The organism is Stenotrophomonas sp. NPDC077420 (genome assembly GCF_044543385.1).
In the GTDB taxonomy this organism is placed as follows: Bacteria; Pseudomonadota; Gammaproteobacteria; order Xanthomonadales; family Xanthomonadaceae; genus Stenotrophomonas.
On record NZ_JBITVZ010000001.1, the window covers coordinates 341,990 to 356,070 of the forward strand.

Annotated in this window: 10 protein-coding genes and 1 pseudogene; 9 read left to right on the forward strand and 2 right to left on the reverse strand. The window is 65.5% G+C overall.

All coding sequences use genetic code 11. The features are described from left to right. The first annotated feature begins 6 nt into the window (after positions 1 to 6). From murC to lpxC, 6 genes and pseudogenes are all read left to right on the forward strand, one after another. A complete protein-coding gene (gene murC, locus ACIGII_RS01465) occupies positions 7 to 1,443 on the forward strand; it encodes a UDP-N-acetylmuramate--L-alanine ligase (RefSeq protein ID WP_399635426.1) in 1,437 nt (478 codons plus the stop codon). Beyond that, positions 1,440 to 2,423: a D-alanine--D-alanine ligase gene (locus ACIGII_RS01470; RefSeq protein ID WP_399635424.1), complete on the forward strand. Its 984-nt coding sequence runs from the start codon at positions 1,440 to 1,442 to the stop codon at positions 2,421 to 2,423. Before murC ends, ACIGII_RS01470 begins: the two co-directional genes overlap by 4 nt. Beyond that, positions 2,420 to 3,097, forward strand: a pseudogene (locus ACIGII_RS01475) (cell division protein FtsQ/DivIB); the annotation flags it as partial. The gene ACIGII_RS01470 and the pseudogene ACIGII_RS01475, both read left to right, overlap by 4 nt. 62 nt (positions 3,098 to 3,159) lie before the next feature. Further along, positions 3,160 to 4,395, forward strand: a complete 1,236-nt coding sequence (gene ftsA / locus ACIGII_RS01480) for a cell division protein FtsA (RefSeq protein ID WP_399635422.1) — start codon at positions 3,160 to 3,162, stop codon at positions 4,393 to 4,395. 206 nt (positions 4,396 to 4,601) lie between these two features. Beyond that, positions 4,602 to 5,828, forward strand: a complete 1,227-nt coding sequence (gene ftsZ / locus ACIGII_RS01485; protein WP_399635420.1) for a cell division protein FtsZ — start codon at positions 4,602 to 4,604, stop codon at positions 5,826 to 5,828. Positions 5,829 to 6,001: 173 nt separating this feature from the next. Beyond that, complete coding sequence (gene lpxC / locus ACIGII_RS01490) at positions 6,002 to 6,913, forward strand: UDP-3-O-acyl-N-acetylglucosamine deacetylase (RefSeq protein WP_399635417.1); 912 nt, start codon at positions 6,002 to 6,004, stop codon at positions 6,911 to 6,913. Between the two features lie 281 nt (positions 6,914 to 7,194). Here the strand turns inward: lpxC and ACIGII_RS01495 are convergent, their stop codons facing one another. Next, a complete protein-coding gene (locus tag ACIGII_RS01495) occupies positions 7,195 to 7,623 on the reverse strand; it encodes a DciA family protein (protein ID WP_399635415.1) in 429 nt (142 codons plus the stop codon). Between the two features lie 12 nt (positions 7,624 to 7,635). Between ACIGII_RS01495 and ACIGII_RS01500 the strand changes: the two genes are divergently transcribed. The 3 genes from ACIGII_RS01500 (at position 7,636) to ACIGII_RS01510 (ending at position 12,081) form a co-directional block, all read left to right on the forward strand. Then, positions 7,636 to 8,586 carry a M23 family metallopeptidase gene (locus ACIGII_RS01500; RefSeq protein WP_399635413.1) on the forward strand — a complete coding sequence of 317 codons (951 nt, stop codon included), beginning with the start codon at positions 7,636 to 7,638 and terminating at the stop codon, positions 8,584 to 8,586. Positions 8,587 to 8,729: 143 nt separating this feature from the next. Then, positions 8,730 to 11,465 (forward strand): preprotein translocase subunit SecA, encoded by a 2,736-nt coding sequence (secA, locus tag ACIGII_RS01505; RefSeq protein WP_399635411.1) that lies wholly within the window; start codon positions 8,730 to 8,732, stop codon positions 11,463 to 11,465. 136 nt (positions 11,466 to 11,601) lie between these two features. Next, positions 11,602 to 12,081 carry a hypothetical protein gene (locus tag ACIGII_RS01510; RefSeq protein WP_399635409.1) on the forward strand — a complete coding sequence of 160 codons (480 nt, stop codon included), beginning with the start codon at positions 11,602 to 11,604 and terminating at the stop codon, positions 12,079 to 12,081. On the opposite strand, the gene ACIGII_RS01515 is transcribed toward ACIGII_RS01510, so the two are convergent. Next, the gene (locus ACIGII_RS01515; RefSeq protein WP_399635406.1) at positions 12,024 to 13,622 is read right to left on the reverse strand and encodes an MASE1 domain-containing protein; all 1,599 of its coding nucleotides are present in this window, start codon (positions 13,620 to 13,622) and stop codon (positions 12,024 to 12,026) included. The genes ACIGII_RS01510 and ACIGII_RS01515 overlap by 58 nt on opposite strands. Positions 13,623 to 14,081: the final 459 nt, after the last annotated feature.

Consider the following 14,081-nt stretch of genomic DNA (forward strand, 5'->3'; position numbering starts at 1 on the left):
CCGCGCATGATCCGCCGCCTTCACGACACCAATGACCTGGTGCGCGCCTTCCCGCGCGTGCACTTCGTCGGCATCGGCGGCACCGGCATGAGCGGTATTGCCGAAGTGATGCTGACCCTGGGCTATGAGGTGTCCGGTTCGGACAACGCCGACAACGCCGCCACCCGCCGCCTGGCCGGGCTGGGCGCGCGCGTGATGCGCGGCCATTCGGCCGCCAACGTGCTGGGAACCGACTGCGTGGTGGTCTCCAGCGCGATCCGCGAGGACAACCCGGAGCTGATGGAAGCGCGCAGCCAGCGCATTCCGATCATGCCGCGTGCGGCGATGCTGGCCGAACTGATGCGCTTCCGCCGCGGCATCGCCGTGGCCGGCACGCACGGGAAGACCACCACCACCAGCCTGGCCGCCGCGGTGCTGAGCGAGGGCGGGCTGGATCCGACCTTCGTCATCGGCGGGCAGCTGCTGGCGGCCGGCGCCAATGCCAAGCTCGGCAGCGGGCAGTGGCTGGTGGCCGAAGCCGATGAGAGCGATGGCAGCTTCCTGCGCCTGAATCCGCTGGTCTCGGTGATCACCAACATCGACGCCGACCACCTGGAAAACTACGGCAACGATTTCGCCCGGGTGCAGGCGGCGTTCGCCGAATTCCTGCAGCGCCTGCCGTTCTACGGGCTGGCGGTGCTGTGCATCGACGACCCGGAAGTGGCCGCGCTGGCCGCGCAGACCCCGCGCCACGTGATGAGCTACGGCATGAGCGCGCACGCCGACGTGCGTGCCGAAAACGTGGTCCAGGACGGCGCCCGCATGCGCTTTACCCTGCGCCTGCCGCAGGGCACCAGCCAGGACGTGGTGCTGGCCCTGCCGGGCCGCCACAACGTGCTGAACGCCCTGGCCGCGGCCGCAGTGGGCTGGCAGCTGGGCGTGGCTCCGGACGCCATCGCGCGCGCGCTGGAAAGCTTCGCCGGCGTCGGCCGTCGCTTCAACGACCTGGGCGAAGTCACCACCGCCACCGGCGCCAGGGTGCGGGTCATCGACGATTACGGCCACCACCCCAGCGAACTGGAGGCGGTGTTCGCCGCCGCCCGCGGCGGCTGGAGCGACAAGCGCCTGGTCGTGGCCTTCCAGCCGCACCGCTACAGCCGCACGCGCGACCAGTTCGACAAGTTCGCCGCGGTGCTCTCCAGCGTTGACGCGCTGGTGCTGTGCCAGGTGTACCCGGCCGGCGAGGAGCCGATTGCCGGCGCCGATTCGCATGCGCTGGCCCGCGCCATCCGCGCCCGCGGCCGCAGCGAACCGGTGGTGGTGGGCAAGGCCACCGAACTGGCCAGCGTGCTGCCCGATGTGCTCCAGGACGGCGACCTGCTGCTGATGATGGGGGCGGGCGACATTGGCGCGGTGGCCACCCAGCTTGCCGTGGAAGGGTTCAGCAGCGAGGCGCAGGCATGAGCGCGCTGACCTTCCCGCCGCTGCGCACCACCGACCCGGCCGTGTTCGGCCGCGTGGCGGTGCTGCTGGGCGGTACCTCCAGCGAACGCGAGGTGTCGCTGGATTCGGGCCGCAACGTGATCGAGGCGCTGCGCGCGCGCGGGGTCAACGCCACCGCCGTGGACGGCATTCCGGCGCTTGCGCTGGCGCTGGTGGAAAAGCGTTTCGACCGCGTCTTCAACATCCTGCACGGCCACAACGGTGGCGGTGAGGACGGCATCGTGCAGGGGCTGATGGAAGCCTTCGGCGTGCCGTACACCGGTTCGGACGTGCTCGGCTCGGCGCTGGGCATGGACAAGATCCGCACCAAGCAGGTCTGGCTCGCGCTGGGCCTGCCCACGCCGCAGTACCGCAAGGTCACCGCGGAAAACGTGCACGCCAGCGCGGCCGAGCTCGGCCTGCCGGTGGTGGTCAAGCCGGCCAACGAAGGCTCCAGCGTGGGCATCAGCCGGGTCACCGACGACGCCGGCCTGGACGACGCCGTCGCCCTGGCCGCGCGCTACGACGGTCAGCTGCTGATGGAACAGATGGTGGTGGGCGACGAACTGACCGTGGGCATCCTCGGCGACCAGGCGCTGCCGTCGATCCGCATCGTGCCCAAGGGCCAGTGGTACGACTACAACGCCAAGTACATCGCCGATGACACCCAGTACCTGTGCCCGGGCCTGGACGGCGAGGACGAGCTGGAGATCCGCCGCATCGCGCTGGACGCGTTCCGCGCCGCAGGCTGCCGTGGCTGGGGCCGGGTCGATGTGATGCGCGACCGCGCCAGTGGCCGCTTCTACCTGCTCGAGGTCAACACCGCCCCGGGCATGACCAGCCATTCGCTGGTGCCCAAGGCGGCCGGCCAGGCCGGCATCGGCTTCGAGGAGCTGGTCTGGCGCGTGCTGGAGCAGACCCTGCCGGCCGGCTTCGGCAACGTGGAGGCACGCCACGCATGAACGCGGTGCTGCGCATCTTCGTCTGGTTGCTGGCCCTGTCGCTGGTGGCGCTGCCCGTGGTGGCGGTGCTCAACGGCTGGGTCGGTGCCGAACGCTGGCCGTTGGCCAAGCTGCGCGTGCATGGTGAATTCAAGCGGGTTCCGGCCGAGCAGCTGCAGCAGGTGGTGCTGCCGTATGCGAAGTCCGGCTTCTTCGCGGTCAAGCTGCAGGACGCGCAGGACGCGATCGAAACCCTGCCGTGGGTGGAAAGCGCGCAGGTCCGCAAGCAGTGGCCGGACGTGCTGGAAATCACCCTGGTCGAGCACAAGCCGTTCGCGCGCTGGGGCAAGGACCGGCTGCTGTCCGAGCAGGGCAAGCTGTTCGCCACCCCGCAGAAGCTGCAGGACCTGAAGCTGCCCGACCTGGACGGCCCGGATACCCAGACCGAAGAAGTGGTGGCGCTGTACAACGATGCGCGCGCGCTGTTCGCGCCGGCCGGGGTCGACGTGACCCGGGTCAGCATGGACGCACGCGGCAGCTGGTCGCTGCAGCTGAGCAACGGCACCGAAGTGGTGGTCGGCCGCGACGACGCGCGCTCGCGCCTGCAGCGCTTCGTGCGCGTGCTGCCGCAGCTGGCCAACCAGCAGGTGCCGATCGAACGCGCCGACCTCCGCTATACCAATGGTTTCACGCTGAGCTGGGGTACCCCGGCCGCGGCCGCGCCGGCCAATGTGGCGCACAGCACGCAGGACAGGACATGAATCGCAAGGGTGACAAATCACTGATCGTCGGTCTGGACATCGGCACCTCCAAGGTGGTGGCGCTGGTCGGCGAGTACTCGCCGGGCAATCCGATCGAGGTCATCGGCATCGGCTCGCACGAATCGCGCGGCCTCAAGCGCGGCGTGGTGGTGGATATCGAATCGACCGTGCAGTCGATCCAGCGCGCGGTCGAAGAGGCCGAGCTGATGGCCGGCTGCGAGATCCGCTCGGTGTATGCCTCGATCTCCGGCAACCACGTGCAGTGCAAGAATTCGCCCGGGATCGTGCCGATCCGCGACGGTGAAGTGACCTGGGGCGACCTGGACCGCGTGCTGGATGCGGCCAAGGCGGTGGCGATCCCGGCCGACCAGAAGATCCTGCACGCGATTCCGCGCGAATACGTGCTGGACGATTCGCAGGAAGGCATCCGCAACCCGGTCGGCATGACCGGCGTGCGCCTGGAGGTGCATGCGCACCTGGTGGTGTGCGCGCAGTCGGCCGCGGCCAACATCAGCAAGTGCGTGCAGCGCTGCGGCCTGCAGGTGGATGACCTGGTGCTGTCCTCGCTGGCCTCCAGCGTGGCCGTGCTGACCGCCGACGAGCGCGAACTGGGCGTGGTGCTGGTCGACATGGGCGCCGGCACCACCGACCTGGCCGTGTTCGTGCAGGGCGCGATCTGCCACACCGCGTCGCTGCCGATCGCCGGCGACCACGTCACCAACGACATCGCGCACATGCTGCGCACGCCGACCCCGGAAGCCGAGCAGATCAAGGTGCGTTACGCCTGTGCCCTGGCCCAGCTGGCCACCGCCGAGGAAAGCATCCAGGTGCCCAGCGTCGGCGATCGTCCGCCGCGCCGGATGCCGCGGCACGCGCTGGCCCAGGCGGTGCAGGGCCGTTATGAGGAAATCTTCGAAATGGTGCAGGCCGAACTGCGCCGTTCCGGCTTCGAGGAACTGGTGCGCGCCGGCATGGTGCTGACCGGCGGCGCCTCGAAGATGGAAGGCGTGGTCGAACTGGCCGAGGAAATGCTGCAGATGCCGGTGCGCGTGGGCATCCCGCAGCACGTCACCGGGCTGGGCGAAGTGGTCGGCAACCCGGTGCATGCCACCGGCGTAGGCCTGCTGCTGATGGGCAGCCAGATCGAGCATCCACGCCGCCCGTCGCTGCCCACCGGGCGCGCAGGCAGTCTCTTCAACAAGGTAAAGACGTGGTTCCGCGGCGAATTCTGACGCAACGGAATCTGCTTCAACCGGCCCCCTGCTGGTTGCAAGTGCAGTAGAGCCGACGGTCAGTCGGCTGGCTTCAAACCGGCCCCCGCCGGCGCAACAAAAAAAGCAACACACAACCCACACAGCCGCAACGGCAACATGCAGCGCAATGGCAGGACGCCAACGCGCCCATGCCAACCAGAAGCGGATATAACGAGGACACGGACATGGCGCATTTCGAACTGATTGAGAAGATGGCACCCAATGCGGTGATCAAGGTGATCGGCGTGGGCGGCGGCGGCGGCAACGCCGTGGCGCACATGGTCAGCACCAGCGTGGACGGCGTGGAATTCATCACCGCCAACACCGACTCGCAGGCCATCAAGAATTGCGGTGCCAAGCTGCAGCTGCAGCTGGGTACCAATGTCACCAAGGGCCTGGGCGCCGGCGCGAATCCGGAAGTGGGCCGCCAGGCCGCGCTGGAAGACCGCGAGCGCATCATGGACGCCCTGCAGGGTGCGGACATGGTGTTCATCACCGCCGGCATGGGCGGTGGCACCGGGACCGGCGCTGCACCGGTGGTGGCACAGCTGGCCAAGGAGATGGGCATCCTGACCGTGGCCGTGGTCACCAAGCCGTTCCCGTTCGAAGGTCGCCGCCGCATGCAGGTCGCGCTGAAGGGCATCGAGGAACTGAGCCAGCACTGCGACTCGCTGATCACCATCCCGAACGAAAAGCTGATCACCGTGCTGGGCCGCAACGCCACCATGATCCAGGCCTTCCGTGCCGCCAACGACGTCCTCCAGGGCGCCGTGCAGGGCATCGCCGACCTGATCGTGCGCCCGGGCCTGATCAACGTCGACTTCGCCGACGTGCGCACCGTCATGTCCGAAATGGGCCTGGCGATGATGGGTACCGGCACCGCCCGTGGCGATGACCGCGCCCAGGCCGCCGCCGAAGCCGCCATCCAGAACCCGCTGCTGGACGATGTGAACCTGGCCGGTGCCAACGGCATCCTGGTCAACATCACCGCCGGCGCCGACTTCACCATGGCCGAGTTCGACGAGATCGGCCGCACCATCGATGGCTTCGCGTCCGAAGACGCCACCGTGGTGGTCGGTACCGTGCTGGACCCGGACATGCAGGACGAGGTCCGCGTCACCGTGGTGGCCACCGGCCTGAACCGTGCGGTGGCCTCCAAGACCCAGCGTCCGGGCGAGCGCGCGCCGATCAAGCTGGTCCGCAATGCCACCACCGGCCAGCCGGAGTTCGGCGATTTCGACACGGGCGGCGACGCCGTGTCCAAGGCCGTGGGCGGCATGGGCCTGGGCCTGCGTCGTCCCAGCGCCGACACCGTGGCCCCCTCAGCCCCGTCGTCGTCGAGCCCGGCCGCTGCCGAACTGCCCAACGATTACCTGGACATCCCGGCGTTCCTGCGCCGCCAGGCGGACTGAAGGATCGCCGGCCGGGGTCTTGTCCTCCCCGGTAAGCGCCTCCATGTCCCTTGCTGCCGGGCCAGGATGGGCCCGGCAGTCTGCCGCCTCCGGTTCAGAAAGGAGCGGTGGTAGTGCGTGTTATTCTTGTTTGTCACTGTCGCGCTGACTGCGCGCTTCCCCCGGTCGCCCCCATGATTCCCCAACGCACCCTCAAGAACACGATCCGCGCCACCGGCGTTGGCCTGCACAGTGGTGACAAGGTCTACATGACCCTGCGCCCGGCACCGGTCAACCATGGCATCGTGTTCCGGCGCGTGGACCTGGACCCGGTGGTGGAGGTCCCCGCCCGTGCCGACCTGGTCACCGAAGTGACCCTGTGCACCGGGCTGACCTGCAATGACGCCAAGATCCAGACCGTCGAACACCTGATGTCGGCCCTGGCCGGCCTGGGCGTGGACAACATCATCGTGGAGCTGTCCTCGGCCGAACTGCCGATCATGGACGGTTCCTCCGGCCCGTTCGTGTTCCTGCTGCAGTCGGCGGGCATCGCCGAACAGGACGCGCCGAAGCGCTTCATCCGCATTCTCAAGACGGTGGAAGTGACCGACGGCGACAAGGTCGCCCGCTTCGAGCCGTATGAAGGCTACAAGCTCGGTTTCACCATCCAGTTCGATCACCCGATGATCCCGGCCAAGCAGTCGCGCGCCGAGATCGAGTTCTCCACCGCCGCCTATACCCGGGAAATCTCCCGCGCACGCACCTTCGGCTTCATGCGCGACCTGGAATACATGCGCGAGCGCAACCTGGGCCTGGGCGGTTCGATGGACAACGCCATCGTGCTCGACGAATTCCGCGTGCTCAACGACGACGGCCTGCGCTACGCCGACGAGTTCGTGCGCCACAAGATCCTCGATGCGATCGGCGACCTGTATCTGGCCGGCGGCCAGGTGCTGGGGGCCTACGAAGGCTTCAAATCCGGCCACGCGCTCAACAACAAGCTGGTGCGTGCGCTGCTGGCCGATGCCACGGCGTGGGAGTGGGTCAGCTACGAAACCCCGAGCAGCGAGGTTCCGGTCGTGTATGGCGTGCCAGCGTACGCCTAACCAGTTGAATTGAAAGAAAAAACAACGGCGCCCAGGGCGCCGTTGTGCGTTTGGCGGTCGCGGCCGGCGTGATGTTGATGTCAATGAACCGTCTAGGTACCGTCGTCACGTTTTTGTGAACCGGGTCCGGTTTTGGCCTGAATTTAACGATTCTTTAATAAAAGACTAACGACTGGACGGCCCGGCACGGCTACGATGGCCGCCGGCTCCCTGCCAGATTCACATGATCGTGACGACGGCGGGGAAGGGGCGGGATGCCCTGATGCCTGTGCGGCCCTGGGTTACTCCATGTCCTTCAGACAAGCCAACGCGTCGCGTAGCCCTTTGTGCGTGGCGGCTGAAACTGCGTGGGGGCCATTCCTGTTGTCGATCGCTGGGGAGCGTGGAGGAGGGGCAGCCGCAGTTTTGACGGTCACCTTGGTGACCTTCAGCCCGATGGACCGGGCCGCGTCGATCAACTGTGCTTCGGCCAGCCGGACCTTGGCGTGCCACACAGCGGAGTCGACGACAAAAACGAGGTGTTCGCCGTTTACATTCGCCAGCCGGCAACGGGTGGCCAGGGTGGGCGGCAGATGGGGGCGCAACTGACGGTCCAGCGCATCGAGCCACAGGGCACGACGCAGCGGATTGCCGGCTTTGTCACCCATGACTGCATCCAGCGCCGGCTTCGGTGTTGATGCAGGACGGGCACTGGATTTCGGCTCAGACATGAAAACTCACTGATGGCATTCAAAAAGATCGTAATCAAAACGCGTGAAGGACAGGCCAAGACGCCGCTTGCGCGTTTGCGTTTCTACTTCGAGGACAGGCCCCGTGCCCTGCTGGGCAGCGTGCTTGGCCTGGGCTGCCTGATCGGCTTCGGTGCCGGTCTGGGTGGCAGCATGTTCAATGATTCCCGGCTCCACGCCAAGGTCGCCCAGCAGGAGCGCGACCTGGCCAAGGCCCAGCAGGACGCCCAGACCCAGGTCAACGCGCTCGCCGCCCGCATGGGCGAGCTGCAGGCGCAGGCCACCCGGCTCAACGCACTGGGCGAGCGCCTGACCCAGATGGGCAAGCTGGAAGACGGCGAGTTCGACTTCAACGAGACCCCCGGCCTCGGTGAAGGCGAGCCCGGCCCGACCCAGGACATCCCGGTCAACGAGGTCAACGCCGACTTACAGGTGCTGGAGCAGCGCTTCGCTGCTTCAGGCCGCCAGTTGTCGGTGATGGAGTCGCTGCTGTTCGACCACCAGCTGGAGCAGAACGCGGTGCCGGGTCGCATGCCGATCCGCAACACCTACATCACCTCCGGCTTTGGCGGTCGCAGCGACCCGTTCGGTCGCGGTCGCGGCAACCACAAGGGCATGGACTTCCACGCCAAGGTCGGCGACCCGGTGATGTCCGTGGCCGACGGCGTGGTCAGCTTCTCCGGCGTGAAGGGCGGCTACGGCAACGTGGTCGACGTCGACCATGGCAACGGCTACGTGACCCGCTACGCGCACAATTCGCGCCTGGTGGTGAAGGTCGGCGACCTGGTCCGGGCCGGGCAGGAAGTGGCCAAGGCGGGGTCCACCGGCCGTTCCACCGGTGCCCACGTGCACTTCGAGGTCTGGGAACGCGGCCAGGTGGTCAACCCGCGCAAGTTCCTTGGCGATGGCGGCAACACCCCGGTCGGGCGGGTTTCCCGCGGCTGAGGGTGCTTGAAACCACGGGCCCTCGTCCCAAGCTACAATGGGTGTTGCCATAGACAGGGCGCGATGCGCCCTGTTTCGTTTGCGGCGGGCGGCTCCCGAGGGAGCGTCGCCGTTGGGGCGTCTCATTCCAACCGGTTCCTTCAATGATCAACAGCCTGCTTACCCGCGTCTTTGGCAGTCGTAACGAACGCCAGCTGCGCCAGCTCAACCGCATCGTCGCCAAGATCAATGCGCTGGAGCCGGACATCGAAAAGCTCTCCGACGAGCAGCTCAAGGCCAAGACCCCGGAGTTCAAGCAGCGCATCGCTGACGGTGAAGCCTTGGACAAGGTGCTGCCGGAAGCCTTCGCCGTTTGCCGTGAAGCCAGCCGCCGCGTGCTCGGCATGCGCCACTACGACGTCCAGCTGATCGGCGGCATGGTCCTGCACCTGGGCAAGATCGCGGAAATGCGCACCGGCGAAGGCAAGACCCTGGTGGCCACGCTGCCGGTGTACCTGAACGCGCTGGAAGGCAAGGGCGTCCACGTGGTCACCGTGAACGACTACCTGGCCCGCCGCGACTCGGCGCAGATGGGCAAGCTGTACAACTGGCTGGGCATGAGCGTCGGCGTGGTCTACCCGGGCATGCCGCACAGCGACAAGCGCGAGGCCTATGCCAGCGACATCACCTACGGCACCAACAACGAATTCGGCTTCGACTACCTGCGCGACAACATGGCGCTGTCGCGTGCCGACCGTTACCAGCGCGGCCTGCATTACGCCATCGTCGACGAAGTCGACTCGATCCTGATCGACGAAGCGCGTACCCCGCTGATCATCTCCGGCCCGGCCGACGATTCCCCCGAGCTGTACATCCGCGTCAACCGCGTGGTGCCCAGCCTGATCCGCCAGGACGCCGAAGAAGGCGAGGGCGATTTCTGGGTCGACGAGAAGGGCAAGCAGGTGCACCTGTCCGAAGCGGGCATGGAGCACGCCGAGCAGCTGCTGGTCGAGGCCGGCATCCTCAGCGCCGAAACCGAAGGCCTGTACGCCGCCCAGAACCTCACCGTGGTCCACCACCTCAATGCCGCGCTGCGCGCGCATGCCATCTACCAGCGCGACGTGGATTACATCGTGCGCGATGGCGAAGTGGTGATCGTGGACGAATTCACCGGCCGTACCCTGGCCGGCCGCCGCTGGTCCGATGGCCTGCACCAGGCGGTGGAAGCGAAGGAAGGCGTGCCGGTCCAGCGCGAGAACCAGACGCTGGCGAGCATCACCTTCCAGAACCTGTTCCGCATGTACAAGAAGCTGTCCGGCATGACCGGTACGGCCGACACCGAAGCCTACGAATTCCAGAGCATCTACGGCCTGGAAGTGGTGGTCATCCCGACCAACCGCCCGACCATCCGCAAGGACTCGCCGGACCAGGTGTTCCTCAACCGCAACGGCAAGTTCAACGCCGTGCTGGCCGACATCCAGGAATGCAACAAGCGCGGCCAGCCCGTGCTGGTCGGCACCACCTCGATCGAAACCTCGGAAATGCTGTCCGAGCACCTGCGCAAGGCCGGCGTGCACCACGAAGTGCTCAACGCCAAGCAGCATGACCGCGAAGCGACCATCATCGCCAACGCCGGCATGCCCGGTGCGGTGACCATCGCCACCAACATGGCCGGCCGTGGTACCGACATCGTGCTGGGCGGCTCGCACGAAGCGGAGCTGCACGCGCTGGGCGAAGATGCCACCGCCGAGCAGCGCGCCAAGGTCAAGGCCGACTGGCAGGTCCGCCACGACCAGGTCAAGGCCGCCGGCGGCCTGCACATCGTGGGCACCGAACGCCACGAATCGCGCCGTATCGACAACCAGCTGCGTGGCCGTTCCGGCCGCCAGGGCGACCCGGGTTCGTCCCGCTTCTACCTGTCGCTGGAAGACAACCTGATGCGCATCTTCGCCTCGGACTGGGTCCAGAAGGCGATGCGCATGATGGGCATGAAGGAAGACGACGTCATCGAAGACCGCCTGGTCAGCCGCCAGATCGAAAAGGCGCAGCGCAAGGTCGAAGCGCACAACTTCGACATCCGCAAGAACCTGCTGGACTTCGACGACGTCAACAACGACCAGCGCAAGGTGATCTACGCCCAGCGCGATGAGCTGCTGGACGCCGAGTCGGTGAAGGACAACGTCGACGGCATCCGCGGCGATGTGATCTACGACATCGTGGCCCGCTTCGTGCCGCCCAACTCGATCGACGAACAGTGGGACCTGCCGGGCCTGGAAGCCACCCTGGCCTCGGAGCTGGGCGTGCAGATGGACGTCACCGGGCTGGTCAAGCAGCACGAGGAACTCGACGCCGAAGCCATCGCCAACAAGGTGCAGGCCCGCGTGGACGAGCACTTCGAGCAGAAGGAAGCCGGCGTCGGCGAAGAAACCATGCGCGCGCTGGAGAAGCACGTCATGCTCACCGTGCTCGACCAGAGCTGGAAGGAGCACCTGGCGCGCATGGACTACCTGCGCCAGGGCATCTACCTGCGCGGGTATGCGCAGAAGCAGCCCAAGCAGGAATACAAGAAGGAAGCCTTCGAGCTGTTCTCGGAAATGCTGGAGAACGTCAAGCGCGAAGTGGTGACCCTGCTGGCGCGCGTGCGCATCCGCAGCGAAGAAGAAGTGGCGGCGCTGGAAGCAGCCGAACGCCAGCAGGCCGAAGCGCGCCTGCTGCAGTCGCAGTTCCAGCACCAGAACGTGGGCGGCTACGGCGCCGACGAAGAAGCGGCGGACGTGGAAGCCCAGCGCAACGGCGTCGTCGGCCAGGTGACCCGCGAAGAGCCCAAGGTCGGCCGCAACGATCCGTGCCCCTGCGGCAGCGGCAAGAAGTACAAGCACTGCCACGGCCAGTTGAGCTGATCAAAAAAGAACCCCGCGAAAGCGGGGTTTTTTCTTGGGGCGGCGCCTGCGATATTTCGGACGCTGTTCAACGCCTCAGTACATTGCGCTGGCTACAGTGATCTCCGGGTACAACTTTTGAAATCTGGAGGTGGGTGTGGGCCAATTTCAGCGTAGTGCTGCAATAGCTGCGGTGCTGTTCACAGCGATGCCGATACCGGAGGCAGCGGCCGCGGGATCTGAACCGAAGCAGGCGACTGCTGCTTGCTGCCTTGGGGACGACAACACTTCGCAGCTCAAGGGCATCGGCCTGGGCCAGGAGAACCCTTCAGCTCCCGACCTGAGTGTGGATCCAGGGTGGCGGGTTCATGGATTCAAACGCGATGGAATCTCATATTTCCAGGTCAATGACACTATGGGGCGCGTCCAGCTCATCATCGGCACGGTGGATGGCCTGTTCTGGGCATTGCCTGCCGGGGAGACATCAGATCAAGTGGTTCTGCCTCCCCGGCGCGTGGTGGACGTCGACGCCATGGCTCGTTCCGAGGTGTACCGGCATCCAGGATTCACACTTGTGCGCTATCGAAACGGTGGCGGCGCCGTGTGGTCAGTCGAGCAACCAGTAACGGAGCGTTGAACGACGGGTGCGTCCATGAGGACCATGCGGATACGATTGTGGCGGCACTGAACGGTGCCGCCGTAGGCGAGCGCGCGACCAGAAAGCCGATCGATTGCCAATGTTCGGGTTGCTTCGGAAAGGCGATGTCGCGGGTCAAGAAGCGCCACCACCACAACGATGCCGTGGCGGCCCCCCGCGCGGCCGCAACGCGCATTGACGCGAATCTGCGACGACTCATTCTGCAACAACAGAGAAACCGCCTCGGTGAGGGTGCGGTACGTGGCCAGCTGCAGCGGGACTGTCAGCCGGCACGGATCGCCTACAAGTCGAGGTTGGGCGATGCTTCCCGTGTTCGACCATGCCTCGCTGATTCCGCCGACCTGCAGGGCCAGATACAGGCCAACATGCTCCAGCGCTGTCGGGTAGACCATGCTGGCCTGCTCGCGGAACTTGAGTGAGTACAGACTGGAGGTCCGGATCAGGCTGCTGGCAATCTCCCCATGGCCTTGTCGTTTCAACCAGTCGGCTGTTTCGCTGAGGTAGGCGTCAATGCCGTCGCCGATCCGGTTGATCTCCAGCGCGCGGTGCCGAAGATCATTTTCACCCGTCAGGTGCGATGTCTTCGTCAGGGATATGACCTGTCTGCTATGCAAGTCCCGCGTCCTGTAGCGATGGTAGTAGTGACTGATCGTCGAACCCAAGGCGAGCAGCGCAGACCCAGCTACGGCCAGAATGAGCTGAACGGTGAATGTTTCAGCGTCGAAGGACCACGCGATACCGGTGGTGGGCATGGTCAGGCCGACGACAAGGTTTAGTAGCGGAACTCCGAGCACAGCGCCGCGCCACCCGTACAGGCAGGTCAGCACGATGGCAGGAAGTGCCATCGTCAGCTGAAGACTAGGTCGAAGTCCCTCATACGCCGCCGGAAGCTGGATCGCAGACAGGCCAAGGGCAAGCATCAGCAGGAGCAGCCCCGTGGTCGCAATCGGAAGGCGCGGAGCCTGGTTCAGGCGCTGCCGCTGCCGTTGCAGCCATAGCAGCGCCAGTGGCGCCACGGTCAAAATGCCGATGAAGTTTCCAAGGATCTGATGTGCCGCCCTCGTTGGAAGGGGGGTGCTTGAAGCTACCGGCCAAAGCAGCTGGGCGGTTCCAATGTTGATCAATGCAGCGGCGATGGAGGTCGTGGCGGCAAGCATGAGCAGCCTTGTACCTGGTGCTTCGGGAAGCAGGTTCCGATGAAGCCGCACGATCAACGCAACAGTCGGCATCAGAAGGGCCGAGCTGATGATGGCCCATGCCACGCCGTACTTTTCAACCAAGGGATACCGAACCTGTGCAAGGTGGGCATACTCTCCGAGGATCAGATAAGGCCAGAGTCGGGTCGGGAACAGGAGTAATGCGGCAATCCGAAGGCCCGCCAGCAGGTTGAACTGATCAACCGATATCTGGCGCGAGGCCAGGCAGGCCAGCGCATAAAGGGTGGCAAGCAGTAACCCATCTGGGTAGATGCGAACCTGCAGCTTCAACTGAAGTCCATTCTTCCACCAGTTCACCAGCACATTTTGCCTCCTGTTCAGTGCACGACGACATCAGCGGAGATGTGCCTTCGCTCGTCGGTGCGGGGAAGGTATCGGCGGTGGTGAAGGGGTGCAATCGGGTCGGCGAACTTTCGGATTGGGCTGATTTTCGCGTTCTGCTCTCGAAGTGTGGTGGCTATCACCAGGGCGATAGGATGCAATGCCGAACCGGGTGTTGAATGCGATTTTCCATGTTGGGTTTCAGAGCGTTTGTCGCACTGAGCCACTTGGCGCCATCGGCCCGCCACGTGTGGCGATTCAACGTGTCCACTCCGGATCATGCGTCGCATCATCTCGAACGCTGTGCAATCGCATGAAGGTAGTGTTCTGTGATCGGCTTCTCTGATGCAGATCTTTCAGAAAAACCTGACACAGATGCGTGGCGCATTCCCACGCGAGTGTCAGATGCGACCCACGGGTGAAATTACGACAGCACGTTAA